General features: G+C 64.8%; 19 protein-coding genes. 8 read left to right on the top strand and 11 right to left on the bottom strand.

What is annotated here, in order from left to right; translation table 11 throughout:
* Positions 1-10: 10 nt before the first annotated feature.
* Positions 11-1,387 (bottom strand): esterase-like activity of phytase family protein, encoded by a 1,377-nt coding sequence (locus AC097A_RS03120; protein WP_479619712.1) that lies wholly within the window; start codon positions 1,385-1,387, stop codon positions 11-13.
* Positions 1,388-1,560: 173 nt separating this feature from the next.
* Here AC097A_RS03120 and yaaA point away from each other — a divergent pair, with 173 nt between their 5' ends.
* The 4 genes from yaaA (at position 1,561) to queF (ending at position 4,884) form a co-directional block, all read left to right on the top strand.
* Positions 1,561-2,334 carry a peroxide stress protein YaaA gene (gene yaaA, locus AC097A_RS03115; RefSeq protein WP_479619711.1) on the top strand — a complete coding sequence of 258 codons (774 nt, stop codon included), beginning with the start codon at positions 1,561-1,563 and terminating at the stop codon, positions 2,332-2,334.
* 49 nt (positions 2,335-2,383) lie between these two features.
* Positions 2,384-2,902 carry an ATPase gene (locus tag AC097A_RS03110; protein ID WP_479619710.1) on the top strand — a complete coding sequence of 173 codons (519 nt, stop codon included), beginning with the start codon at positions 2,384-2,386 and terminating at the stop codon, positions 2,900-2,902.
* A 240-nt stretch (positions 2,903-3,142) separates the two neighbouring features.
* On the top strand, positions 3,143-4,042 hold the full coding sequence (locus tag AC097A_RS03105; RefSeq protein WP_479619709.1) for an alpha/beta fold hydrolase: 900 nt from the start codon (positions 3,143-3,145) through the stop codon (positions 4,040-4,042).
* Entirely contained in the window at positions 4,039-4,884 is an 846-nt protein-coding gene (gene queF, locus AC097A_RS03100) for an NADPH-dependent 7-cyano-7-deazaguanine reductase QueF (protein WP_479619708.1), read from the top strand. The genes AC097A_RS03105 and queF overlap by 4 nt, the downstream gene beginning before the upstream one ends.
* Before the next feature lie 48 nt (positions 4,885-4,932).
* Here the strand turns inward: queF and AC097A_RS03095 are convergent, their stop codons facing one another.
* The 4 genes from AC097A_RS03095 to AC097A_RS03080 form a co-directional block, all read right to left on the bottom strand.
* A complete protein-coding gene (locus AC097A_RS03095; protein WP_479619707.1) occupies positions 4,933-7,590 on the bottom strand; it encodes a bifunctional diguanylate cyclase/phosphodiesterase in 2,658 nt (885 codons plus the stop codon).
* On the bottom strand, positions 7,587-8,672 hold the full coding sequence (locus AC097A_RS03090) for a TRAP transporter substrate-binding protein (RefSeq protein ID WP_479619706.1): 1,086 nt from the start codon (positions 8,670-8,672) through the stop codon (positions 7,587-7,589). The genes AC097A_RS03095 and AC097A_RS03090 overlap by 4 nt, the downstream gene beginning before the upstream one ends.
* A gap of 64 nt (positions 8,673-8,736) precedes the next feature.
* Positions 8,737-11,355 (bottom strand): sensor domain-containing protein, encoded by a 2,619-nt coding sequence (locus AC097A_RS03085; protein ID WP_479619705.1) that lies wholly within the window; start codon positions 11,353-11,355, stop codon positions 8,737-8,739.
* Between the two features lie 30 nt (positions 11,356-11,385).
* On the bottom strand, positions 11,386-12,945 hold the full coding sequence (locus AC097A_RS03080) for a methyl-accepting chemotaxis protein (protein WP_479619704.1): 1,560 nt from the start codon (positions 12,943-12,945) through the stop codon (positions 11,386-11,388).
* 228 nt (positions 12,946-13,173) lie between these two features.
* On the opposite strand from AC097A_RS03080, the gene AC097A_RS03075 reads away from it, so the two are divergent.
* Positions 13,174-13,629, top strand: coding sequence for a DUF1569 domain-containing protein (locus AC097A_RS03075; RefSeq protein ID WP_479619703.1), 456 nt, complete (start codon positions 13,174-13,176; stop codon positions 13,627-13,629).
* Here AC097A_RS03075 and dinB read toward each other — a convergent pair.
* A complete protein-coding gene (dinB, locus tag AC097A_RS03070; RefSeq protein ID WP_479619702.1) occupies positions 13,626-14,840 on the bottom strand; it encodes a DNA polymerase IV in 1,215 nt (404 codons plus the stop codon). The two genes, AC097A_RS03075 and dinB, sit on opposite strands and share 4 nt — an antisense overlap.
* A gap of 43 nt (positions 14,841-14,883) precedes the next feature.
* Here dinB and AC097A_RS03065 point away from each other — a divergent pair, with 43 nt between their 5' ends.
* Entirely contained in the window at positions 14,884-16,317 is a 1,434-nt protein-coding gene (locus tag AC097A_RS03065) for an ABC transporter substrate-binding protein (RefSeq protein WP_479619701.1), read from the top strand.
* Between the two features lie 34 nt (positions 16,318-16,351).
* On the opposite strand, the gene AC097A_RS03060 is transcribed toward AC097A_RS03065, so the two are convergent.
* Positions 16,352-17,497 carry an alpha-hydroxy acid oxidase gene (locus AC097A_RS03060; RefSeq protein ID WP_479619700.1) on the bottom strand — a complete coding sequence of 382 codons (1,146 nt, stop codon included), beginning with the start codon at positions 17,495-17,497 and terminating at the stop codon, positions 16,352-16,354.
* Between the two features lie 146 nt (positions 17,498-17,643).
* On the opposite strand from AC097A_RS03060, the gene AC097A_RS03055 reads away from it, so the two are divergent.
* Both AC097A_RS03055 and AC097A_RS03050 read left to right on the top strand, forming a co-directional pair.
* Positions 17,644-20,538 carry a DUF2339 domain-containing protein gene (locus AC097A_RS03055; protein WP_479619699.1) on the top strand — a complete coding sequence of 965 codons (2,895 nt, stop codon included), beginning with the start codon at positions 17,644-17,646 and terminating at the stop codon, positions 20,536-20,538.
* Positions 20,535-21,962 carry a DUF3999 family protein gene (locus AC097A_RS03050; protein ID WP_479619698.1) on the top strand — a complete coding sequence of 476 codons (1,428 nt, stop codon included), beginning with the start codon at positions 20,535-20,537 and terminating at the stop codon, positions 21,960-21,962. The genes AC097A_RS03055 and AC097A_RS03050 overlap by 4 nt, the downstream gene beginning before the upstream one ends.
* Here the strand turns inward: AC097A_RS03050 and AC097A_RS03045 are convergent.
* From AC097A_RS03045 to AC097A_RS03030, 4 genes are all read right to left on the bottom strand, one after another.
* Positions 21,946-22,404, bottom strand: a complete 459-nt coding sequence (locus AC097A_RS03045; protein WP_479619697.1) for an RcnB family protein — start codon at positions 22,402-22,404, stop codon at positions 21,946-21,948. The genes AC097A_RS03050 and AC097A_RS03045 overlap by 17 nt on opposite strands.
* Positions 22,405-22,599: 195 nt before the next feature.
* On the bottom strand, positions 22,600-23,151 hold the full coding sequence (locus tag AC097A_RS03040; RefSeq protein ID WP_479619696.1) for a methylated-DNA--[protein]-cysteine S-methyltransferase: 552 nt from the start codon (positions 23,149-23,151) through the stop codon (positions 22,600-22,602).
* Between the two features lie 9 nt (positions 23,152-23,160).
* Positions 23,161-23,691, bottom strand: a complete 531-nt coding sequence (locus AC097A_RS03035; protein ID WP_479619695.1) for an anti-sigma factor domain-containing protein — start codon at positions 23,689-23,691, stop codon at positions 23,161-23,163.
* A gap of 65 nt (positions 23,692-23,756) precedes the next feature.
* Positions 23,757-24,521: a hypothetical protein gene (locus AC097A_RS03030; RefSeq protein ID WP_479619694.1), complete on the bottom strand. Its 765-nt coding sequence runs from the start codon at positions 24,519-24,521 to the stop codon at positions 23,757-23,759.
* Between the last annotated feature and the right edge of the window lie 4 nt (positions 24,522-24,525).

Here is a 24,525-nt window from a genome sequence, read left to right as displayed (position 1 = left end):
CCGAATCGTCTTACTTGGCTTCGACGAGAGCCTTGATGTCCAGCAGCGTCAGCTCGTTGTCGTCCGGCTGGCCCAGCGTGCGGCCGCTGGAGTAGGGGAAGTTGTTGTCGTTCACTACCACGATGTGCGTCGCGTCCACCACGCTCAGGCCTTCAGGGCCCAGGTGGGGCAGCACAAAGTTGGCTTCGTTGGGGCCGCGTTTGGCTTTGCCATTCGGGTTGGCGATTTTGGTCAGGTCAATAAAGGCCACTTTCTTCACAAAACCATCGGCATCCAGCTGCGACAGGTCGATCTTGTAGATGCGCTTGAACTTGGCAGGGCGGGTGAAACAATCGGTGCGTGGCTCGTCCTTGCAGACGTTGCCCGAACCTTCCGTCGCGTCGTCGCGCTCGATCACCAGGCCGGTGGTCGCGTCCAGCATCTGGAAATCGGCGGCTACATTGCCCGCCTCTTCAAAGCTGTACTTCCACTGGCGCGTGCCATAGGTGCGGGTGGCCACGTCCAGCTCCAGAATGCGCGTGAAAGGCTTGCCGTTGCGGCTTTCCTGGGCCTTGGCGGCGGCGTCCCACAGCGGCCATTCGAACATGGGGTACACGGTTTTGCCGTCTACCGCCTTGGCCATGGGCTCAAAACCGCCGCTGCGGCGGGTCTCGAAACCGGCGTCGCCCGGGTAGTTGGGCAGGCGGCCGTTCATGTAGTGATCGGGGCTGCGGTGGGCCTTGCCACCCACCACCGTTTCCACCACACCCAGCACCTTGCCTTTGGGGTCCACGCGCAGGATGTAGGGGCCAAATTCGTCACCAATCCACCACTCGTTGCCCACCACCTGGATGGACTCGGGGTCGAAGTCGATGCCGGTCAGGAAACGTTCGGCCGTGGCTTCGTTCTGGATGGCGAAGGGCACTTTGCGGTCGGGATCACGCAGAAAGGTGGTCTGCTGGCGCTTCACGCTGCCTTGGGCCCAGTCGGCCTTGACGTGGTGCACCATTAACAGTGCGTCTTGGGAGTTGATCTTGCTGCCAAAGCCGTTGTCGGTGAGGGCCAAAAATTCGCCCTTGCCCAGCGACACGATGCCCGAGAAGCCTTGCACGGCCTGGCCTTTGATGGGCAGGGTGCCGCCGGACTTGCGCGGGTACTTGGGGTCGCCCACAAAACTGATGCCGTCGATGCTGTTCAGCACCTCGGTGCGCTGGCGGTTGGCGGCGGCAAACTTGCCCGCGGTTTCAAAAAACTTGCCGGCCGACTTGGGTGCGGTCACGGCGGTGCTGGAGGGCAGGGCGGCGTGGCCGGCCAGGGTGGCGGTGACCTCGGTTTGGGCGGATGCCGCAGCGGCGCCCAGGGTCAGGGCCGCGGCCAGGGCCAGGTGGGTCGGGTTGAAAGTGCGCATGGTCAAGAGAATTCCCGGTGGTGATGAACAAGCGGCGAAGCCTAGGCGCCCCATGTGAAACCTCCGTGACTGCCCGCCGTGGCACAAGCCCCGCCGCCCCTCTGGCCATGCCTTTCACGCTAAACTGCCCCGCACTCCCTCTGGCGCACCCTGCCTGCCTTGCCCTCACCACCATGCTGTTTCTGCTTTCTCCCGCCAAATCCCTGGACTACGACACCCCGTTGAACGGCCAGCCGCACACCGCGCCGCTGTTCGTCAAACAGTCCAAAGAACTCATCACTCTGCTGCGCGACTACTCCCCGCAGCAAATTGCCGGGCTCATGGACCTGAGCGACAAACTGTCCACGTTGAACGTCGCGCGTTATGCGGCCTGGTCGTCCCGCGCCACGCCCAAAAACGCGCGCCAGGCGGCGCTGGCCTTTGACGGCGATGTGTACGACGGCCTGCAGGCCAAAACCCTGGGCGCGGACGACCTGGCCTGGGCGCAGGACCACCTGTGCATCTTGAGCGGCCTGTACGGCGTGCTGCGCCCGCTGGACCTGATGCAGCCCTACCGGCTGGAAATGGGCACCACGCTCCAAGGGTCGCACGGCAGCAACCTGTACCACTTCTGGGGCAGCCAGATTGCCGACTACCTGAACACCCGCCTGCGCAAGGACGCGTCGCCTGTGGTCATCAACCTGGCCTCCAACGAGTACTTCAAGGCGGTGGACCGCAAGGCGCTCAAAGGCCGCGTGGTGGAGTGTGTATTCCAGGAGTACAAAGACGGCCAGTACAAGGTGATCAGCTTTTTCGCCAAAAAGGCACGTGGCCTGATGGCGCGTTACGCCATCGAACACCGCCTGATGACGCCCGACCAACTGCGCGCCTTTGACGTGGACGGCTACGCCTACGCCGCCGCTGAGTCCACCCCCGAGCGCCTGGTTTTTAGACGAAAACAGGCCTAAGCCCCCGAATTACTTGCGCGAGCAGCTACTAAAACAGGAGCAATGACCAGTGCAGCCCAAGATCATCATCATTGCGGGACCCAATGGCGCAGGAAAGACGACCTTTGCACGGGAGTTCTTGCCCAATGAGGCTGCGTGTCCGGTGTTTGTGAATGCGGACTTGATTGCTGCCGGTTTGTCGCCTTTTGCACCTGAGCAGGCCGCCATCCAGGCGGCGCGCTTGATGCTGGATGCGATTGCGCAGCATGTGGCGAGACGGGAGAGTTTTGCGTTTGAGACCACCTTGTCCGGGAGGGGTTATGCACGGCAGATTCCCCAGTGGCGCAAAGCAGGATATTTGGTGGAGCTTTTCTTTTTGAGTCTTCCGACTGCTGATATGGCGGTTCAACGTGTTGCGGAGCGTGTGCGCCAGGGCGGCCACCACATTCCCGAAGACACCATCCGCCGTCGGTTCGATTCCGGACTGCAACTGTTGCGTACGGTCTACCAACCGTCGGTAGACCAATGGGCGGTGTATGACAACGCGGGCGATGAGCCCCAACTGATAGATTGGAGTGACAAACCATGACAAAGCCACCTCAAGTCAATGAACCCCAGCCTTCTTATGGGCCAAGCGTTTCAGACGCCAAGTCCGACATGGCGGGGGCACAGGCTGCCATGCACCGCGCGGCACAACGTGCGCGGCAGATTGCGCAACAAACGGGAACCGATTTGATCGTTGCGCGCGCGGGCCATGTTGTACGCATTTCGCCAGGAAAAATTGAAACCAAATAGGGCCTAAGCCCCCGAATTACTTGCGCGAGCAGCTATGAAAATAAGAGCAAACGGAATCGACATTGAAGTGGAAGACAGCGCCCAGATGGATGCGTCGTTCGCCAGTAAACCCGCGGTGCTGCTCATCATGGGCCTGGGCATGCAGCTGATTGCCTGGCCGCCGGAGATGGTGCACGCGCTGGAAGAGGCGGGCTACCGCGTGGTGCGTTTTGACAACCGCGATGTGGGCCTCTCCAGTCACTTCGATGCACTGGGCAAGCCCAATCTGCTGTGGGCCAGCCTCAAGTACAAGCTGGGCCTGGTGCCTGCTGCGCCCTACAGCCTGGCCGATATGGCGGCGGATGCGATTGGTGTGCTGGACGCGCTCAAGATCGACAAGGCCCACGTAGTGGGCGTGAGCATGGGCGGCATGATTGCGCAGCGCGTGGCGCTGGCGGCACCCGCGCGCACCTTGAGCCTGACCAGCATCATGAGCACCAGTGGCGCGCGCGGCCTGCCGCAGGCGGCGCCTGAGGTGGTGCGCGCTCTCATTAGCCGCCCGGCGGGGAGTGGCACCGATGCCGTGGTCGCCCATTCGGTGCGCCTGTTTCAGACCATTGGCAGCCCTGGCTACCCCACGCCCGAAACCGAACTGCACACACGCGTGCGCGCCAGTGTGCAACGCGCCTTTCACCCCGTGGGCACCGCGCGCCAGATGTTGGCCGTGGTGGCCGACATCACACGTGCCGCGCTGCTCTCGCGCATCACCGCGCCCACGCTGGTGGTGCACGGCAAAGCCGACCCGCTGGTGCCGCTGGCCTGTGGCGAAGACACCGCACGTCGCATTCCGGGCGCCCAGCTGCTCGTCATTGACGGCATGGGCCACGACCTGCCGCCCGAACCGGTGCGCCAAATCCTGGCCGCGCTGATCCCCCATTTGAAAGCCACCGCATGAACACCCCCGAACAATCCCAGCTTGGCAAGGCCTCGGCCTATGTGGACCAGTACGACGCCTCGCTGCTGTTCCCCATCCCGCGTGCGGGCAAGCGCGTCGAGATTGGGATCACCGGCGCCGCGCCGTTTTTTGGTGCCGACATGTGGACTGCGTTTGAGCTGAGCTGGCTCAACCTGCGCGGCAAGCCGCAGGTGGCGCTGGTGCACTTCACCATTCCGTGTGAGTCGCCCAACATCGTGGAGAGCAAGTCCTTCAAGCTCTACCTCAACAGCTTCAACAACACCCGCTTTGCCGATGCCACCGAGGTGCTGGAGCGGCTGCGCACCGACATCTCTGAAGCCGTGTGGCGCGGCGGCGTGGTGCAAAGCTCCATCGGGGTGAAGCTCATTGACGCTGCGCTGTTTGACCGCGAGCCCGTGCACGAGCTGGACGGGCTGAACCTGGACCGGCTCGACGTGGAATGCACCCACTACCAGCCTGCGCCCGAGCTGCTGACCACCGTGCCCGATGAGGGCGCTGTGGACGAGGTGCTGGTGAGCAATCTGCTCAAAAGCAACTGCCTGGTGACCGGCCAGCCCGACTGGGGCAGCGTGCAGATTCGTTACGCGGGCCTGCCGATCCAGCAGGAGGGGCTGCTGCAGTACCTGGTGAGTTTTCGCAACCACAACGAATTCCATGAGCAGTGCGTGGAGCGCATCTTCATGGACATCTGGACGCGCTGCAAACCCACCAAGCTGACGGTGTATGCGCGCTACACGCGCCGCGGCGGGCTGGACATCAACCCCTTCCGCACCAGCCACCCACAGGCCCTGCCGGGCAATACGCGCACAGCCCGCCAATAGGCTGGGTTGCTATTGTTTTAGGAGCTGCTTGCGAAGATGGCGCGGGCGCTAGGCCGCGATTTCCTTCTGATTCAGCAAGACTTCCAGCCCGGCGGCAGGCAGAGGTCGCGCAAACAGGTAGCCCTGGAACAGGTGGCAGCCGTGGGCAGCCAGAAAGTCGCGCTGGTCTTCGGTTTCCACCCCTTCGGCAATCACCTCCAGCCCCAGGGTCTCTGCCATGCCGATGATGGTTTGCACCATCACGGCGTCGGCGGCCTGCTCCCCCAGGTTGCGGATGAAGGACTGGTCGATCTTGAGCTGGTCCAGCGGCAGTTTGGTCAGGTAGGTCAGCGAAGACTGGCCGGTGCCAAAGTCGTCCATTGAGAAACGCAGGCCCAGCGCCTTCAGGGCCTGCATTTTTTCAATCGTGTCTTGCACGTTGTCCAGCACCAGGCTTTCGGTCAGCTCCAGCTTGAGCAGGTGCGGGTTGGCGCCGGTGTCTTGCAGTGCGGTGCGCACCAGGTCCACAAAGTCTTCTTGCCGGAACTGGAGTGCGCTCACGTTCACCGCCATTTGCAGCTCGGCGCGCAAAGGGTGTTGCGCCCACAGTGCAAGTTGCGCACAGGCGGTGCGCAGCACCCACGCCCCCAGTGGCACGATGAGCCCGGTCTCTTCGGCCAGGCCAATAAATGTCAGGGGGGACACCATGCCGCGCACCGGGTGGCTCCATCGCACCAGTGCCTCGGCCCCAACGGGTTCGCCTTGGCGGGTGACCTGCAACTGGTAGTGCAGCTGGAACTGGTCCAGTGCCAGTGCCTGGCGCAGGTCGCGCTCCAGCTCGGCACGCGACTCGATGGCTGCCAGCATTTGGGGGTCAAAAAAGCACAGCGCATTGCGCCCCGCATTTTTCACCTGGTACATGGCAATGTCGGCCTGCTTGAGCAGGTCAGAGCTGGGCTGCTGGGTGGCGCCAAACAGCGTGGCGCCCACGCTGCAGGTGCTGCGGTACACGGTGCCGTTGAGCTCGTAGGGTTCGTTCAGCGCAGCCAGTATGTTGTCACCCACCATCTTGGCTTGTGATGCGGCTTCCATGGCGTGCATGCTCAGGTCTTGCAGCATCACCACAAACTCGTCGCCACCCAGGCGGGCCACCGTGTCGGTCTCGCGCACACAGGCCTTCACGCGCTGGGCCACTTGCTGCAGCAGCAGGTCGCCTATGTCGTGGCCCAGCGTGTCGTTCAGGGTCTTGAAGTGGTCCAGGTCCATGAACAACAGCGCCCCCCTGTAGCCGTTGCGCGCACTGGCCATGATGGCTTGCTGCAGCCGGTCGCTCAGCAGGCGGCGGTTGGGCAGGCCGGTCAGCGGGTCAAAAAACGCGAGCTGCTCGATCTCGGCGCTGGCGCGGCGGATGTGGGTCACGTCCTGGTAAACGATGACCACGCCCCCGGCGGCGGTGGAGCGTTCAGTGATCTCGATCACATGGCCATTGGGCAGGTGGCGCTCGTGGCTGTGCAGGCGTTGGTGCAGCAGGGCCATGCGTTCCAGAATCCAGGCGCGCTGCACCTCGTCGCTGGCCTGGGGCAGCGTCATGCTGGCGGTGGCGGTCAGCAGGGTTTCAAACGGCGTGCCCACGGCGATGTGTTCGCGCTGCCAGGGGTAAATCTCCAGGTAGCGCCGGTTCCAGCTCAGCACGCGGTGTTGTGCGTCCAGCAGCAGGAAACCGTTGTCCATGGACTCCAGCGCCTGGTCCATGGTGGACTTGGCCTCCGAGATGTCGCGCTGGGCCTGGGCCATGCGCTGCAAGTAGCGCAGAGCCACCACGCCAGCCCCCAGAATCATCAGCACAAACACGGTGGTGACGCCGGCCATCAGCCAGCTCTCGCGCCGCCACTCGCCCAGCACCGTGTCCATGGGAATGCTGGCCGTGATGAGAATGTCGTGGTACAGCATATTGCGCTGCACCACCAGGGCGGGGGCACCACTCAGGCGTGCCGGCATGCGCAGCGCGCCGTCTAGCGTGGCCCGCCCGCCCAGCGCGGGCTTGAGCAGCGTGCCAGAGAGCGAGTCCATGGCGGGCACGCTGGCCAGCAGCTGGCCGTTGCCACGCTCCAGCGTGGCCTCCAGCCGTTCAATGTCCACACCCTGCACCAGGATGGTGGCGAGCAGGGACACCTGCACCTCCGCGATGGCGAGCACCTTGGAGCCATCGGCCAGGCGGATGTGGCGTGCCAGGTACATGACCTGTTCGGAGCTGTTGAAGTTCACCACCGGTGCGCTGATGGCCAGGCTGGAGACCGGCTGGTTCAGCGCCTGCGCAACAAAGCCTTCTGGCGTGGCCAGCACCAGCTCGGCACCGCGTGGGTCGGACGACGCGAGCATCTGGCCCTGCGCGTCCAGCAATGCCACATGGCGCACCAGCAGGTTTTGCCGCAGCGCCCCCTGGATCAGGCGGCTGGCCAGCGGGCCGTCAATCCATTCGCGCTGCAGGTTGGACAGGCCCAGCAGGTTGTCCAGGCTGGCCAGCAACACGTCCACGCCCAGCAGGTTGCGGTTGACGGCGGCCTCGGCGCCAGCCACAAAACGCAGGGCCTGGCCCTCGCTGTTGGCCAGCGTGGTGCGGTAGTTGTCGCGCACCAGCAGTGCAGCCAGCACCACCACGGTGATGGCAAAAAACAGCACCGAACCGATGACGGCCCGGGTGGCGCGGGACGATACCAGTCGTGTCACTTGGGGGTTGGTGCCACGATGCCGTGGGCTTGTCCGATGGTTTGGTCCCACAACTCTTTGCAACGCTGGTTGCAGCGCTGCAACCAGCGCGGCAGCACCGTGCCCACAAGAATTTCCTTGCGCCAGCGCTCGTCTTCCTTGGTGCTGGCCACTTCGGTCATGCTGCCCTTGCGGGCGGTGGTGCAGCTGGGTTGGCCGCGGTTGCAGGCCAGGCCCTCGGCGGTTTCGCGTTCGCTCTCGGCCCAGATGGCGGTTTCCAGCTTGGGCAGCTCGTGTGAGAGCACCGCCCGCAGGTCACCGGGCAGGGCCTGCCAGGCGGCCAGGTTGGCGCCAAACACGGCCAGGCCCCAGGTCACCGGCAGGGTGTGCACATGGGTGGTGACCTCATGCAGGCCCAGCAGGTTGCCAGACATGGTGCCCGTGATGGCGCACTCGGTGTTGCCCGATGCCATATTGGGCAAGAGCTGTGCAAAGCCCACCAGTACCGGGATGGCACCCAGTGCGGTCATGAAGTCGGCTTGGGTGGCAGACGACACGCGAACGCGCCGGCCCTGCAGGTCAGTCAGCGAGGCCAATGCACGTTTGCAAAACAGTACCTGCGCCGGGTACACATATACCGCTAGCACCTCGATGCCATGGCGCTCGCGCAGCGATTTTTCGAGGTAAGGGCGAAACGCCGCCAGGGTTTTGCGCAGTGTGGCAATGTTGGGGTTCAGGCCCGCTAGGTCGGGGGCCGCGTACTCGGGGTACTGGGCCGAGATATTGCTCAGCAATGCCGTGCCAAAGGGCACCACCCCCAGTTGGATGAGGCGCAGCATTTCGGTGCCCGGCACGCCAGCACGGTCAAACGGCGCAATTTCGGCGGTGTAGCGGCCCTGCGTCAAGCGCGGCAGCTCCTTGGTCCAGAACGGTTCTTCGTTGCGGGTGTACTGGTTCAGGCCGGCCAGCCCGCCCACAATGCGCAGTTTTTGGGGCGGCGCGGGGCTGCTGGGGGTTTGCGCCCAGGCGGTCAGCGCGCTCCCCAGTGCCAGTGCCAGTGCCAGTGCCAGGGTGCGTAAGCCCGCGGTGGTGTGTGTGTTCATGACGACCTTTCGCGCTTGGTCGGGTGCTGACCTGCCTGCGCTCTGTGGCACAGCTTGGGCCCGGTTATCTTCCTGGCGCCAAGTCTAGCGGGTCTGCCAGCGCCTGAACATCTAGTTCCCGTGCGGGTGCCGGGCGGCCCAAAAAGTAGCCCTGAAAGGCGTCGCAGCCCATCTCGGCCAGCGCATCGCGCTGGGCTGCCGACTCCACACCTTCGGCAATCACATGCAGGCCCAGGCTGTGGCCCAGCGCCACGACAGTGCGCGCAATCACCGCATCGCTGGGGTCGGTCAGCACATCGCGCACAAAAGACTGGTCGATCTTGAGCTGCGACAGCGGAAGACGCTTGAGGTAAGACAGCGAGGAGTACCCGGTGCCAAAGTCGTCCAGCGAGAAACTCACCCCCAGCGCCTGGATGGCACCCATCTTCTCAATGATGTCTTCCATGTCGTTGACCAACATGCTTTCGGTGATTTCTAGCTTGAGTTGCGCCGCTGGCGCGCCCGACTGGCGCAGAGCCCTGCCCACGCTGCAGACAAATTCCGTCTGCGCGAGTTGTGATGCGCTCACGTTGACGGCTACCGTCCAGTGGGCGGTGGCAGGCTGCTGGCTCCAGGCCAGCAGCTGGGAGCAGGCGGTTTCCAGCACCCACTGGCCCAGCGGCAGGATCATGCCGGTCTCTTCAGCCAGCCCGATGAACTGGTTGGGTGCTACCAAGCCGCGTGTCGGGTGGTTCCAGCGCACCAGAGCCTCCACGCCCAGGCAGCGCCCCTGCTGGTCCACCTGCACCTGGTAGTGCAGGACAAACTCCTGGCGCTGCAGGCCCTGGCGAATTTCCTTGGCCAGCTCGGCGTGGGTGGCCACGGCGGCCTGCATCACGGGGTCGAAGAAGCGTGCGGTGTTGCGCCCGGCGGCTTTGGCCTGGTACATGGCGACATCGGCTTTTTTAAGCAGGTCGTCCATGCTCTCCACGTCTTGCATGAACACCACAATGCCAATGCTGGGTGTGCTGCTGTAGCTGTGTTGGCGCAGGCTGTAGGGCTGGGCCAGGGTTTCCAGAATCTTGTGGGCCACCAGCTCGGCCTGGGTGGCGGCCTCGCTGGCGTGGGCGTTCAGGCCTTCGAGCAGCACCACAAACTCATCACCGCCCAGGCGGGCCACACTGTCCCCGTCGCGCACACAGCTGCGCAGGCGTGTGGCTACCTGCTGCAGCAGTTCGTCGCCCACGTCGTGGCCCAGGGTGTCGTTGAGCACCTTGAAGTGGTCCAGGTCCAGAAACATGAGCGAGCCATGCTGCTGCAGCCGTGCGGCGTTGGCCATGGCGTGGCGCACCCGGTCCAGCAGCAGGCGGCGGTTGGGCAGGCCGGTCAGCGGGTCGTAGAACGCCAGGCGGCGGATTTCTTCCTCGTCCTGGCGCTGCTGGGTGATGTCGCGCAGCAGCACCACGTAACTCTGGTGTGTGGCATGCGGGATTTTGGAGAAAGACAGGCTCACCGGAAACGTGTGCCCGTTGTGGTGGTGGGCCCGGGCTTCCACGGTTTTGCCGCTACCGCCCAGGCTGTCTACCTCTTGCAGCAGCGCCAGAACGTCGGTGGGGGTGGCCAGCAGATCCGACAGCGGCCTTGGCTCCGCCCGAGGGGCCTGCAGCCCCAGCATGTGGCCGGCGGCATTGTTGTGGCTCAGGATGCGACCCCACCGGTCCACCGTGAGCAGGCCGTCCACCATGCTGTCCAGAATCGCCTGGCGGTAGCGTCCGGCATCCTCTAGCGCGTGCCGGGTGGCGTCCATGTGGCGCAGGTTGCGGTCCCGCTCGATGGCCAGGCCCAGCAAGTAAGCACTGCGCTGGATGGCCCCCAGCTCGGCCTGTGAGGGCGAGCGCACATGTTGGTAGTAATTGCCAAAGGTGCCCAGTGTGCGACCCTGCGAGGATCGGATCGGGATGGACCAGCAGGCTTTGAGCCCGTGGCCCAGCGCCAGGTCACGAAACGCGGCCCAGATGGGGTCGTTGGCAATGTCGGCCACCAGCACGTCCTGGCCCGTGAAAGCCGCCGTGCCGCAGGAGCCCACCCCCAAGCCAATGGCCGTGCCGTCCAGCGCCGCGCAGTAGGCGGCGGGCAGACTGGGGGCGGCACCGTGGCGCAGGTGCACGCCATCGTCGTCCAGCAGCAGCACCGAGCAGTGCACGTCCGCAAAGGTGGCCTCAAAGTCGGTGATGAAGCTGTGCATGATGTCGCCCAGCGTGGCTTGGCTGACCAGCATTTCCAGCAGCTTGCGTTCGGAGTGGGCTTGCTGTTCCAGGTGCCGTTGTTCGGTGATGTCCTGGGTGGTACCCACCAAAAATTGCGGCGCACCCGCGGCATCAAAGACCGGGGCCAGCGTGGTGTGCATGCGGCGGCGGTGCACTGCATCGGCCTGCCAGACCAGGTCTTCGTTGCTGATGGCATGGCCCTGGGCGAAGGCCGCCTGGTCCTGGGCCGCAAACCGCGCCATTTGGGCGGGGGTGAAAAACGCCGCGTCGGTGCTGGGCGCCATGGGGGCATCGCCCAGCGCCAGCGTGTTGCGCCAGGCTTGGTTCAGAAACAGCACTTCGCCCTGCGCATTTTTGATGAACAGCGGCACCGGCACCGCGTCCAGCAGGCGCTGCAGATCGCCAGGGGGGAGGGTGTTGATCAGCGAAGCGGACATGGTCAACACTGTAGCCGTGTTGACCCCTGCTTATGGCAGCTTGAACACCTGCACCGAGCGCGCCAGGGTGGCGGCGCTGGAATTCAGACCCGCTGCGGAGGCGGCCGACTCCTCCACCAGCGCTGCGTTTTGCTGGGTCACGGTGTCGAGCTGGGTGACGGCTTCATTCACCTGCGCAATCCCCACCGCTTGCTCTTTGGTGGCATTGCTGATTTGCTGGATCAACTCGCCCACCTCTTTGACGGACTTCACCACCTCGTCAATGGTGCGGCCGGCGCCGGTCATCTGCTGGTAACCGGCCGAAATTTGCTCGGACGATTGGGCAATCAGCTCACGAATTTCCTTGGCCGCCACGCCGCTGCGCTGGGCCAGGGCCCGTACCTCGGTGGCCACCACGGCAAAGCCGCGCCCTTGTTCACCGGCACGTGCGGCTTCCACCGCCGCGTTCAACGCGAGGATGTTGGTCTGGAAGGCAATCCCCTCGATCACCCCAATGATGTCGCGCATCTTGCCGGAGGACGCGTCAATGGCCTGCATGGCCTGGCTCACCTGGTGCACGGCTGCACCGCCTTGGGTTGCAATGTCGGTGCTCTTGGCGCTTTGGCCCGACACCCGGTTGGCTGTCTCGGCGGTTTGCTTGACGGTGCTGGAGAGCTCTTCCATCGAGGCGGCGGTTTCTTCCAGGCTGCTGGCCTGGGATTCAGTGCGCGAGGACAGGTCCATGCCGCCCTCGGCAATCTCGGCGGCGGAGCGCGTGAAGATCGCAATCTCCCCACGCACATCACCCACCACGGCGCGCAGATTGATCTGGATCTGCCGCAGCGCGCGAATCATGGTGCCCAGGGGCGGCGGGTACTGGCCGTCCACCGTGGTGGTCAGGTTGCAGCCGGCCAGGTCATCGGCAAAGGTTTCGGCCGCACCAATCGCGGCGGCAAAGCGCAGTTGGAACCAGGCCAGTACGCAGCCCGCCCCTAGCAACAGAGAGGCAAGCTGTGCGGCCACCGCCTGCCAGCCCTGCATGCCCAGGAACTGCGGAACCATGGCCAGCAGGGTCATGCCCAGCAGGGCCAGACCCAGGCGGGCCGTCAGGGTAATGCGCGTGAGGGCGCTAAACCAGCCGCGCGGGCCTTTGTAGCGCACCTCGCCACCACGCAGGTAGATCGATCCACCGCCTTGTTGTGCATCGGCCCGCATCTGTGCGTACAGCGCTTCGGCAGCCTGGGCGTCCTGGCGGCTGGGTTTGATACGCACCGACATGTAGCCCTTGGGCTTGCCGTTTTCCAGAATCGGGGTGACGTTGGCCTGCACCCAGTAGTGGTCGCCGTTTTTGCGGCGGTTTTTGACCAGGGCGGTCCAGGGGTGGCCGTGGCCTATGGTTTGCCACATGTCCTTGTAGGCCTCGGGCGGCATGTCGGGGTGGCGCACCAGGTTGTGGGGTTGGCCTATGAGTTCTTCGTAGGTGAACCCACTGGTTTCTACAAAAGCATGGTTGCAATGGGTGATGATGCCCTTGGTGTCCGTCATGGACACCAGCATCTGGTCGGCCGGGTACTCGTACTCCCGCTGGGTTACCGGTAGGTTGGTGCGCATCAGATCTTCTCCCTAGTTGTTTGGACAAACTGTTCTTGATCAACCGCAAAAACATTTAGCAACAATCTCGGGGGGCGCGTCAACCCGGATGGCGCTGGCGTGTGCTGCCTAATTGACTTGGATCAAGCTTTTTTCCAGTCTGACTTCTAATCAGCAGGCGGTATGATTTTTGCCATGCAACGCCGTCACTTCCTCATCGCCCCCCTCGCTTTCACCACCGGAGCCACCATGGCCGATACCCCCAAGGTCCAGTCGCTGGACGATGTGCTGCGCTGGCTGGACAAGCTGGACCGCGCCAACCAGGTACAGAGCACGACGGTCTGGAAAATGTCCGCCGTGCTCGAGCACATGGCGCAGAGCGTGGACATGAGTCTGGATGGGTTTCCACAGCCCAAAAGCGCGCTGTTTCAGGCCACGCTGGGTTCGGCCGCGTTTGCGGTGTTCCGCCTGCGCGGCCAGATGACGCATGGATTGACCGAGCCCATCCCTGGTGCGCCAAGCTTGCCGCAGACCGAGGGCTGGAAACCCGGCGTGGCCCGCCTGCGCACGGCGGTGCAGCGTTTTCAGGCCCATACCGGCCCGCTGCAACCGCACTTTGCCTATGGCGCGCTGAGCCGCACCGACTTCGCGCTGGCGCATGCGCTGCACATTGCCAACCACCAGGACGAGATCTTGGTGGCCTAAAACAGCTGCCCCGTTAGGGTGTCTTCTGCTCCTGAATTGATAGCTGTTTGCGCAATATCTACGGGGGCTAGAGGCCTATTTTGCTTGTAATTCAGGGCTTCCTCGGCACTCAGCAGCGCACCCATGCGCACGCCCAGCAGGCGCAGCTTCTTTTGCAGCGGCGCGCGTTTCAGGCACAGGCCGGCCACGCGACGGATTTCCTTGGCGTTGTCGATATGGCGCTCGATGGTGATGTCACGCGTCACCGCGGTGAAGTCCTCGTACTTGAGCTTGATGCCCACCGTTTTGCCCACATAACCCTTGCGCTGCAGGTCGTCGGCCAATTGTTCGCACAGGCGCGTGAAGATGGCGCCCAGCTCGGCCTTGTCGCGCACCGCGTGCAGGTCGCGCTCAAAAGACGTTTCGCGGCTGATGCTGACCGGCTCACTCTCCAGAGAGATGGGCCGGTCGTCCAAGCCACGTGCGGCATCAAACATCCAGGCGCCGGTGCGCTGGCCAAAGGTGTCCATCAGCCACTGCAGGTCTTTGGACGCGAGCTGGCCGATGGTCTCTATGCCATGGCCCTTGAGCTTGGCGTCCGCCTTGGGGCCTATGCCGTTGATCTTGCGGCAGGCCAGCGGCCAGATCATGGTTTCCACGTCCGTGTCATAGACGATGGCGATGCCGTTGGGCTTGTTGAACTCGCTGGCCATCTTGGCCAGCAGTTTGTTGGGTGCCACGCCCACCGAGCAGGTCAGGCCCGTGTCGTCAAAAATGGCTTTTTGGATCAGTCGCGCCAGCACGCGCCCGCCTTCGCGCTGGCCACCGGGCACCTCGGTGAAGTCGATGTAAACCTCGTCTACGCCACGGTTCTCCATCAGCGGCGCAATCTCGGTGATGAAGGTTTTGAAGCGCTGCGAGTAGTGGCGATACTGCGCAAAGTCCACCGGCAGCAGGATGGCTTGCGGGCACAGCTTGGCCGCCTTCATCATGCCCATGGCCGAGCCCACGCCAAACTGCCGCGCGGCGTAGGTGGCGGTGGTGATGACGCCGCGCCCCGTGTAGTCGCGCAGCAGGGGGAAGGCCGCTACCGGAATCTCATGCAACGGCAGCTCGGCGTACGCGTCACGCAGTGCATCGTCCAGCGCACGGCGTCCACCGCCAATCACCACCGGCAGCCCCTTGAGCTGCGGGTAACGCAGCAGCTCCACCGACGCGTAGAAGGCGTCCATGTCGAGATGGGCGATACGGCGTATCGGAAGGGTTGGGGCACGCATGGCACCCGAGGATAACAAGCGTCCGGTGTCACAATACGGGCGGGTGAAACCCTTTATTCCCATTGCCAGCATGACGTCGTTGTTACCGCCCAAGCCCGTGAACCTGCGGCCACGTCGCCAGGTCTTAAAAAATGCTGTGGCCGTGTTTGGTGCCGCTCTGCCCCTGGCCAGCAGCCGCGCGGCGGACCGGTATGCTAAGTACCGTGGTCAGACCGTGGCGTTCAGCATTCCAGACCACCCGCACTATGACGCTATGGTCAAGCTGCTGCCGCGGTTTACCGAAGAAACCGGCATCAAGGTGGAACTGGCGCGCGAGCACATCCTGCGCATGAAGCACCGGCAAATGGCCGAAATGTCGCAGGCCCAGAGCAAACTCGATCTGGTGACCTATGTGGTCACCTGGAAAAGCGAGTACGTGCACCACCGGCTTATCCGTCCGTTGCAGCCTTTCCTGAGCGATCCGGCGCTGGCCGACCCGACGTTTGACCTGGCCGATGTGGTGCCCGGGTACCTGCAAAACATGGGTTTGGTGGGTGGCCCCAAAGGCTACCTGCCCGGCCCCGGCGCGCGCCTGTATGGCCTGCCGTATGGCGCAGAAACCTCACTCTTGGCCTACCGGCGCGATGTGTTTGCCGCGCTGAAACTGCAGCCACCCAGCACCTACACCCAGCTGCGCCGCCTGCTGCCCGTGTTGCGGGACAAGGCGGGCATGGCCGCGCTCACCTCGCGCGGGCAGGCCGGGCACAACTGCGTACACGCCTGGTTGTTGCACCTCAACCCACTGGGCGGGCAGGTGTTTGATGCGCGCTGGGTTCCGACCTTTCACCAAACACCCGGTGTGCAGGCGCTGCAATTGCTCAAGGACATTGCCGACACCGGCCCCGCAGGCATGGGCAATTTTGACTACAACGAGATGCTGCACACCTTTCTGGAAGGGCGCAGCGCCATGTACCTGGACTCCACGGCCGTGTTCGGCGCGGTGCGCAGTTCGCCGCTCTCCAAGGTTGCTGGCAAGGTGGCCTATGCCTTGCACCCGCGCGGCACCCGCATGGCTTCGCAGGCGGGCGGTTTGGGCCTGGCGCTGGCCCGCACGTCCGAACGTGCCAATGCAGCGTTTTTGCTGATGCAGTGGCTCACGTCCAAAGCGCAAGACAAGGCGGTCTGCCACTTGGGGGCGGCGCCCATGCGCCTGTCCACCCTGCGCGATGCTGAGCTGGTGCGGCGGTATCCCGAATTCACCCTGCTGCGCGAGCAGCTGCGCCATGCCGACCCGGACTGGCGCCCCATCATCGCCCCGTGGGATGAGATCAACACCGGGCCGCTGGGGGCTGCCGTGCACCAGGGACTCACCGGTGCCCTCCCGCCCGACCAGGCGCTGGGTGCCATTCTGGGCCGGGTGACCGACATCATGGTGGCTGCGGGCTACCGCTGAAGGCAGGCCGCCCTACCGCGGCTTGGCGGTGAACTTAGTACGTGCCGGGAATCAGAATGCCCTGGTCCACATTCTGGATGTTGGTGTGGCCGCAAAAGGCCATGGTCACGTCCAGCTCCTTGTGGATGATTTGCAGGGCCTTGGTCACACCGGCTTCGCCCATGGCGCCCAGGCCATAGACCATGGCACGGCCAATCATGGTGCCCTTGGCGCCCAGGGCCCAGGCCTTGAGCACGTCTTGCCCGCTGCGCACGCCGCCGTCCATCCACACCTCAATCTGCGAGTCCACGGCGGCCACGATGGCGGGCAGGGCGCTGATGCTGCTGGGCGCGCCGTCGAGCTGGCGGCCACCGTGGTTGCTCACCACAATCGCATCGGCTCCGCTGGCCACGGCCAGCTGCGCGTCCTCCACGTCCTGAATGCCCTTCAGAATCAGCTTGCCGCCCCATTTCTCTTTGACCCACTTCACGTCGTCCCACGACAGGCGCGGGTCAAACTGCTCGTTGGTCCAGGCGGCCAGCGACGACATATTGCTCACCGCCTCCACATGGCCCACCAGGTTGCGGAAGGTGTGGCGTTTGGTGCCTAGCATGCCCAGGCACCAGCGCGGCTTGGTGGCCAGGTTGATGATGTTGGCCAGCGTGGGTTTGGGCGGGGCGGTCAGGCCGTTTTTCAAATCCTTGTGGCGCTGGCCAATCACCTGCAGGTCCAGCGTCAGCACCAGGGCACTGCAGCGCGCGGCGCGGGCGCGTTCGATCATCTTCACCATGGCACTGCGGTCCCGCATCATGTAGAGCTGGAACCAGAAGGGCGCGCTGGTGTGTTCGGCAATGTCTTCAATCGAGCAGATGCTCATGGTTGACAGCGTGAAGGGAATGCCAAATTTCTCGGCCGCGCGCGCCGCGTGGATCTCACCGTCGGCATGCTGCATGCCGGTCAGGCCCACGGGGGCAATGGCCACCGGCATCTTGGCGTCTATGCCAATCATCTTGGTGGCCGTGCTGCGGTTCTCCATGTTCACCGCCACGCGCTGGCGCAGCTTGATCTTCTGGAAGTCGTCTTCATTGGCACGGTACGTGCCTTCGGTCCACGAGCCGGAGTCGGCGTAGTCGTAAAACATGCGCGGCACGCGCTTTTCTGCCAGCACGCGCAGGTCTTCAATATTGGTGATAACGGGCATGGAGTCTCCTGTAATGGCGCAAATGGTAGCGGCGCAGGGACAAACGGTGCGTGAAATCACCCCCGGGTCGATTGAAATTATTTGCGCCGGTCTTGGGCTAGACTGGCCCGCCACAACGGCAGACAACAAGCACAGGGAGTCACAGCATGGTGATATGGGGCGCAATCTGGGGGGCCATCGTGGGTTACCTCACGGTGGAGTACGACGAGGAGGTGGGCCTGTTCATCGGCGCCATCCTGGGAGCCATTGCGGGCCTGACCCTGCGCATGGCGGTGCGCCGTGAGATTGCCGCGCAGCAAACCAAGGCCCCTGTGGCAGACGTCATTGCCGCGGCACGCGCCACGGCCGCCGAGCAGTCCCCAGTGCCTGCAGCCGCTGCAGCCATTCCCACGCCGGCCACTGCCGTGCCTGCCGCGCTACCCGGACTGCAGCGTGCGGACGAAGAACCCGACGAATTTCTGGATGCGCCGTTGCCACGTGCACCGCAACCCACTACCGCCCGCGAACGCGTGGGCCGCGTGGAAGACCTGCCCGACACCGACGAATGGGTGGCTCAGCCGCCCGACGTGTTGATTCGCCTGGTGGCGCAAGCCAAGGGCTGGCTGCTGGGCGGTAACACCATCGTGCGCGCGGGTGTGCTGGTGCTGTTTGTGGGGCTGGCATTTCTGGCCAAGTTCGCCATGGACAACGCGCTGCTGCCGCCCGAGCTGCGCCTGGCCGCCATTGGCGCGGCGGGTATTGCCTTGTTTGTCTTCGGCTTTCGCCTGCGTGGCCGCCAGCCCGAGAAACTGGCCTACGCGCTGACGCTGCAGGGCGCCGGGGTGGGTGTGCTCTACCTCACGGTGTTTGCGGCTTTCCGGCTGTACCAGTTTTTACCTGCCGGTGCGGCGTTTGGTGTGCTGGCGCTGGTGTGTGCGTTTTCTACCGCCATTGCCTTGATGCAAAACGCCATGCCCATGGCCTTCATCGGTTTTGCGGGTGCGTTTGCGGCCCCCATCCTCGTTTCCACGGGGCAGGGCAACCACGTGGGTCTGTTCAGTTATTACCTGGTGCTGAATCTGGCCATCGTGGCGGTGGCCTGGCTGCGCGCCTGGCGCCCGCTGAACCTGCTGGGCTTTTTTGCCACCTTTGGCGTGGCTACGGCCTGGGGGGCGCTCAAGTACCAGCCCGAACACTTTGCCAGCACCGAGCCGTTTTTGCTGGCCTTCTTCGCCATCTACCTGCTGGCCAGCCTGCTTTATGCCACGCGCCATTCGCTGGCGCCCAAACAGGCGGTGGACGCCACGCTGGTGTTCGGCACGCCGCTGGTCGCCTTTGGCCTGCAGGCCGCGCTGGTGCAACACATCGAATACGCCACGGCCTTCTCGGCGCTGGCGCTGGGCGCCTTGTACCTGGGCCTCGGCTGGTGGGCCGTCAAGCGCCAAGGCGCCAACCAGGCCGTGGGCCAGTGGCTGGCCGAGTGTTTTGCGGTGCTGGGCCTGGGTTTTGTGACGCTGGCCGTGCCATTGGCACTGGACGCGCGCTGGACCAGCGCCGTGTGGGCTGCCGAAGGTGCGGCCGTGTACTGGATGGGGCAACGCCAGGGCCGCTGGCTCGCGCGCCTGGCAGGTTTGGTGCTGCAGGTGCTGGCCGCGGGCAGCTACCTGCAGGGCCTGGACCAGATGCACACCAGCGCCTGGCCGATTGCCAACCCGGCTTTCATCGGCGCGGTGTTGCTCGCCGCTTCCGCCCTGGCTTTGGCGCACTGGACACGTTTTGCTGCCGAGCCTGCTGCGTCGGGTTCCGGCGCCAGCTGGCTGCTGGCCAAGCTGGAACAGCGGTTGTCGCCGGTGTTGTTCTGGGTGGGTTTTCTGTGGTGGCAGTTCGCGTTGCTGCATGACATTGAACGTGCCTTGCCCGGGGCCGATGGCAACTGGGCACCGGTACTGAGCAGCGCGCTGCAGTCGCACCTGGAGATGTTGGGCTGGGTGGCCAGCGCCTGGGTGGCACACCGCTGGGCCCTGCCCACACGCGCCAAGCCCTGGGCCATTGCGGCCACACCGACCTGGTTCTCGCTGCCCATCATGGCGCTGTTTGCGCTGGAGGGCGTGGTGGCGCTGGACCATGTGTTCCAGGCCTGGGGCTGGCTGGTCTGGCCGCTCACGCTGGTGCTGCATGCCGTGACCCTGCGCAAGCTCGATGCACTGGCGCCCCAGCCCTGGTGGCGCGCAGTGCACACCGGTGGTGTGTGGCTGCTGGCCCTGCTGGTGGGCAACCTGCTGGTCTGGGCCGTGGGCCAGGCCCAACTGGGTGGCACCGCCTGGGCCAGCGTCATCTTTTTGGTGGCCAGTGTGCTGGTGCTGCTGGCGCTGTGCACACGCAGCCTGTATGACGCGGGCAGCCGTGTGCGCCAGGCTTGGCCGCTGGACCGTTTTGCCATGTCGTATTTGTGGCACGCCGCCGCACCGCTGGCGGTGGCCGTGGGCCTGGGGGCTTTGCTGGTAGCGGTGTCGTCCAACGGCAATGCACGCCCCTTGCCGTATGTGCCCTTGCTCAACCCCACCGACCTGACCGTGGCGCTGGCGCTGCTGGCCACGGCCCTGTGGCTCACGCGGGTGCGCCAGAGTGATTTGCCGGTGCTTGCCTGGGTGCATGACCGGCGCTGGACGCTGCTACTGTGCGCGCTGGGGTTTGTGGCCGTCAACACCGTATGGCTGCGCGTGGCGCACCAGTACGCGGGTGTGCCCTGGGATGCCGAGCGCCTGTTTGAGTCCTTCCTGGTGCAGGCCGGTTACTCCATCTTGTGGACGCTGCTGGCCCTGGGCCTGATGCTGGTGGCGCACCGCCGCCATGCGCGCCCGGTGTGGATGGGGGGTGCGGCCCTGTTGGGGCTCACAGTGGCCAAGCTGTTCCTGGTGGATCTGAGCAACCGCGGTGGCTCCGAACGCATCGTGGCCTTTATTGCCGTGGGCGTGATGATGCTGGTGGTGGGCTACTTTGCGCCCATCCCACCCGCTGCCAAGCCGCCTGCGCAAGATGGTGAAGAAGGGAGCACCGCATGAGCACGCCCCGAATCGCCCGCGCGTTGCTGGCCCTGTGCAGTGTGATGAACATGGCGTGGGCGGCAGATGCCCCCACGCCCGCCGAATTTGCCTGGCGCGGCCAGCTGGTGCTGCCAGTCGGTGCCAGCCTGGTGCGAGCCGAGCTGCCGGTGGAGGCCTTGCTGCGCATGCAAAGCAGCGCTGGCCATGACGTGCGTGTGTTCAATGCCGACGGCGCCGTGGTGCCCTACGCACTGTTGCGCCCGGCCGACCTGGAGCGCAGCGCCCCGGCCGTGCAAACCCGCGCTTACCCGGCCTACCCCTTGTTTGCCACCGCCGCCGGTGCCCCGGCCGCACGCGGTGCGGTAGAGGTGCGTGTGTCGGCCGACAGTGCCACTCCCGGCAGCGCCTGGGTGCGCTGGGATACAGCAGGCAAGGCAGGTGACAAGGCCAGTGCCGCACTGCCTGCCGATGCGCAGCCGTTGCAGGCCGCCCTGTTTGACACCCGGGCCGAACAGCACACGCTGTCCGCGCTGCGCCTGAAGGCAGAGCTGCCGCGCAATGCGCTGGTCCACCTGCAGTTGGAGAGCAGTGCCAACCTGCAAGACTGGCAGACCGTGCCCGTGAAAGGGCCACTGTTTCGTTTTGACGGTGCTGACGCGCCTAACAGCACGCTGCTGGAACTGCAGCAGCCACTCGATGTGAAAGGCCGCTACCTGCGCCTGGGCTGGGCCGGGCAGGACGGTGTGCAGGTCAGCGCGCTGACCGGCCAGGTGGCCACACCCCATACGCAGCCCCCGCGTGTGCGCGCCGCCTTGCCGGCAGGAACAGCCGATGGCAACAGCCTGGTGTGGACGTTGCCTTTTGCCACACCGCTGATGGCCCTGCATTTGCAAGCCGCACAAGACAACACCCTAGTGCCGGTGCGCATTTCGGGCCGCAGCGATGCGACCCAGCCCTGGCGTGCCTTGGCATCGGCGGTGGTCTACCGGCTGGACACGGTGGGCCAGGGCAGCAGCAACAGCGCGCTGACCTTGCCACCTACATCGGTACGGGCGCTGCGCGTGGAAGCCAGCAATGGCCAGCCGCTGCCTGCGGGCGGGCTGAAGGCCACGGTGGAATTTGCCCCGCTGCAACTGGCCCTGCTGGCCTCGGGTACCGGGCCGTTCACGTTGGCCGTAGGCCGCGCCAACACTGCATCGGCGGCCGTGGAAGCCAGTGTGTTGGGGGCTGTCTCCCCGGCCAAGTTGGCCGAATTGCCCGCCGCTGCGGTGCAGCAGCTACGGGCCGATCCGCCCGATGCGCCCCAGCTCTGGGCCGCCAAGCTGCTGCCCAGCGGCGTGAGCCTGCGCACCGCCGCGCTGTGGCTGGTGCTGGTGGCCGGGGTGCTGGTGTTGGCAGCAGTGGCCTATGGCCTGCTGCGCCAGATCACTGGTTCAAAATGATCTGCGCAATGATGCCGGTGGCGATGGCGATCAGTACATAGTCGCCGCCCACCTGCACCCACTGTTGGCCACGGCGTGGCGCGGGCAGGTGGTGGCCGTAGTAGTTGTTCACCACGTAAATCGGGCGGCGGTATTCGTGCGGCATGTAGCCGCCACGGCGGAAGTCGGGCCCGCGGGCGCCGTAGTAGCCGGGGTGTCCATCCCAGTGCTTGTTCCCTCGGCTATCGCGGCGGTCATCGTGCCGGTTGTCGTATCGGTCATCCCGGCGGTCATCGCGGGCGTCGTTGCGGCCATGGCCACGGCCGTTGTCGTGGCGTCCCCGGTCTTGCTGGCTCCAGCGCTCGTCGTCCGGCCCGTGCCGACCACGGTCCTGCGCCTGCGCCAGGGTGCCAAACCCCATGCTGGCGATGACGATGGTGCACACAATGGCGGTGGATTTCATAAGGGGCCTATGGAAGTGAAGGAGCTTGCATAGTCCCCCGCGCAGGTGTCGGGCATGTAAAGCCTTTGCGCTTTTGTGCAAGCAATGGTTGCACGCTGTGGTGCCCCGTTTGGCATTCAAATCACCCTCTAGCCCTTGTGGAATATGCGCAAAAAGCTACTGAATTGATAGCGAAATGTGCCCGACTGGACGGGCTCAGTCGTCAAACAAACCCGGCCCGTTGAAGTGGGCCCGCTCGGCCAGCAGCATGCGCAGCTTGGTGTTCACGCCCCCAGGCGCCGAGAAACCACCTGCGCCGCTTTGGGCTGCCAGGATGCGGTGGCAAGGCACCACTGGGGCAAACGGGTTGGCACCCAGTGCCTGGCCCACTGCGCGTGCCGCACCGGGCTCGCCCAGCAGGTGCGCCAGCTCGCCATAGGTGAGTGTTTCTCCGGGTGGAATGTGGCGCGCCAGCGTGTAGACGCGCTGGTGAAAGGGCGGCACACCCTCCATGTCCAGCACCAGATGGCTCAGGTCGCGTGGTTCGGTGGGCTCACCTGCCAGCAGTGCCGTGATGGCATCCATGGCAGCTTGCACGGTTGGCGGCGGTGCGGCTTCGGGTGCGCGCGGGAAGCGGGCCTGCATACGCAGCCGGGTGGTGGCTTCATCGGCCTCGGGCAGTTGCACACCGGTCAATCCCTTGGCGCCCCACGCAATGCCGCAGTGGCCCAGCGCGGTGGCAAACAAGGCAAAGGCTGTGGTGGTCATCGCCGTGGCTTAGATAGCCTTTTGCACCACCGCGCCCTGGAACAGGTAGGGCAGGCGCGGGCCGCGTTCGCTGGGCACGCCACCCTTGTCTTCCACACTGATGGCGAGCTGCGCCACGCCCTGCAGGGGGTCGGCGCTGGCGGGCAGTGTCAGCGTGCCGGCCTTGCTGCCCAGCACCCCCAGCGATTGCGGAGCCTGCCCCTGGCGCAGCGCCCAAAGTTGCATGCTGTCTTCGCGCCCCTCTTTCACGGCATTGAGGCGCTGCAGCTGCAGCACACCGCTGGCGGGGTCGTGGGTGACCAGCAGCGCCGGGGCCTGCGCGGCGTCCAGCAGCACTACCAGCGTGCGAATTTGGGGCTGTTGTGCCAGTTGTTGCTGCTGGTGGGCAATCTGGGCCTTGAACTGTTCGAACATGCTGGCCGTGCCTGCGATCAGCGTGGCCAGCAACACCGCCAGGGTGATGGCGCCAGCGCGCCACCAGGGGCTTACGCCTGGGCGTAGCGCGGTGGAGTCAGACGAGGTGGGGGACGTTTCGTTCATGGGTGTGGCAGTGGGCTAGTGCAGGTGTGCATCGTAGTCCTTTGGTCAGGCAGGGGCACAGCCACTCAGCCCGCGGCGTGCAGCGCCTGGCCCAAAGTTTGCGCGCCTGGTGCGTAGGCAGTCAAACCCGCGCCCACCAGTGCCACAAACACTGCGGTTAGCGCAAAGGGCAACACAGTACGCCTAAACGCCGTGCTGAGCCAGTGGCTGCTGTCGGCGTTGCGCAGGCGGCGGTACAGCGTGTACGAAAGCACGCCGTCAAACAGCAGCTCGGCAAACAGCGCGGGCGCCAGGTAAACCACATACAGCGACGCAAACGCCAGACCAACGGCCAAGGCAATGGCCAGCAGCGGAATGGCAAATTCGTCTGCATCGCCCACCGCATCGCCGACCGACGACAGCACGCCGGGCTCGTCCGCAGGCAACGCGGCCTGCGTATCAAAGCTGCCACTGGCGCCACCGCCCGCAAAGTCTCCACCGTCCCCGCTGTGCATCGATGGCAGCCGCACTTCGCCCGCGCCACTATCGCAGCCACTTGAGGAATTCACTTCCACAAGATTGGGGATGTCTTGGTAGTCCTGCGCCTGGGTACGCAGCCACAACCACAGCAGCCCCAGAAACACGAGGTAGGCCCCACCCAATGCCACCGGGTAGCGCAGCGCCATCTGGTCCATACCCAGCGCTAACAAGAGGGCGGACAGCAGCCAGCCCGCCACCCCCGTGAGCGCCACGATCAGCCCCATCTGAAGGCGCGGATAGGTGCCCAGCTCCAACTGGCGCTGCAGGCGAACGATGGCAAGGTAACGGGTGATGCGGACATGGCGGGTCATGGCG

This window comes from Rhodoferax sp. XS2R6 (assembly GCF_056521365.1).
The sequence above is the reverse complement of the archived record's forward strand: the minus strand, read 5'-3'. Positions and strand labels throughout refer to the sequence as shown.

What these genes read in the sequence shown, in the direction of transcription:
- AC097A_RS03120 (WP_479619712.1), bottom strand. Translation starts at nt 1,387, where the DNA reads ATGCGCACTTTCAACCCGACCCACCTGGCCCTGGCCGCGGCCCTGACC.
- yaaA (WP_479619711.1), top strand. Translation starts at nt 1,561, where the DNA reads ATGCTGTTTCTGCTTTCTCCCGCCAAATCCCTGGACTACGACACCCCG.
- AC097A_RS03105 (WP_479619709.1), top strand. Translation starts at nt 3,143, where the DNA reads ATGAAAATAAGAGCAAACGGAATCGACATTGAAGTGGAAGACAGCGCC.
- queF (WP_479619708.1), top strand. Translation starts at nt 4,039, where the DNA reads ATGAACACCCCCGAACAATCCCAGCTTGGCAAGGCCTCGGCCTATGTG.
- AC097A_RS03090 (WP_479619706.1), bottom strand. Translation starts at nt 8,672, where the DNA reads ATGAACACACACACCACCGCGGGCTTACGCACCCTGGCACTGGCACTG.
- AC097A_RS03085 (WP_479619705.1), bottom strand. Translation starts at nt 11,355, where the DNA reads ATGTCCGCTTCGCTGATCAACACCCTCCCCCCTGGCGATCTGCAGCGC.
- AC097A_RS03080 (WP_479619704.1), bottom strand. Translation starts at nt 12,945, where the DNA reads ATGCGCACCAACCTACCGGTAACCCAGCGGGAGTACGAGTACCCGGCC.
- AC097A_RS03075 (WP_479619703.1), top strand. Translation starts at nt 13,174, where the DNA reads ATGGCCGATACCCCCAAGGTCCAGTCGCTGGACGATGTGCTGCGCTGG.
- dinB (WP_479619702.1), bottom strand. Translation starts at nt 14,840, where the DNA reads ATGGACGCCTTCTACGCGTCGGTGGAGCTGCTGCGTTACCCGCAGCTC.
- AC097A_RS03065 (WP_479619701.1), top strand. Translation starts at nt 14,884, where the DNA reads ATGGCACCCGAGGATAACAAGCGTCCGGTGTCACAATACGGGCGGGTG.
- AC097A_RS03060 (WP_479619700.1), bottom strand. Translation starts at nt 17,497, where the DNA reads ATGCCCGTTATCACCAATATTGAAGACCTGCGCGTGCTGGCAGAAAAG.
- AC097A_RS03055 (WP_479619699.1), top strand. Translation starts at nt 17,644, where the DNA reads ATGGTGATATGGGGCGCAATCTGGGGGGCCATCGTGGGTTACCTCACG.
- AC097A_RS03050 (WP_479619698.1), top strand. Translation starts at nt 20,535, where the DNA reads ATGAGCACGCCCCGAATCGCCCGCGCGTTGCTGGCCCTGTGCAGTGTG.
- AC097A_RS03045 (WP_479619697.1), bottom strand. Translation starts at nt 22,404, where the DNA reads ATGAAATCCACCGCCATTGTGTGCACCATCGTCATCGCCAGCATGGGG.
- AC097A_RS03040 (WP_479619696.1), bottom strand. Translation starts at nt 23,151, where the DNA reads ATGACCACCACAGCCTTTGCCTTGTTTGCCACCGCGCTGGGCCACTGC.
- AC097A_RS03035 (WP_479619695.1), bottom strand. Translation starts at nt 23,691, where the DNA reads ATGAACGAAACGTCCCCCACCTCGTCTGACTCCACCGCGCTACGCCCA.
- AC097A_RS03030 (WP_479619694.1), bottom strand. Translation starts at nt 24,521, where the DNA reads ATGACCCGCCATGTCCGCATCACCCGTTACCTTGCCATCGTTCGCCTG.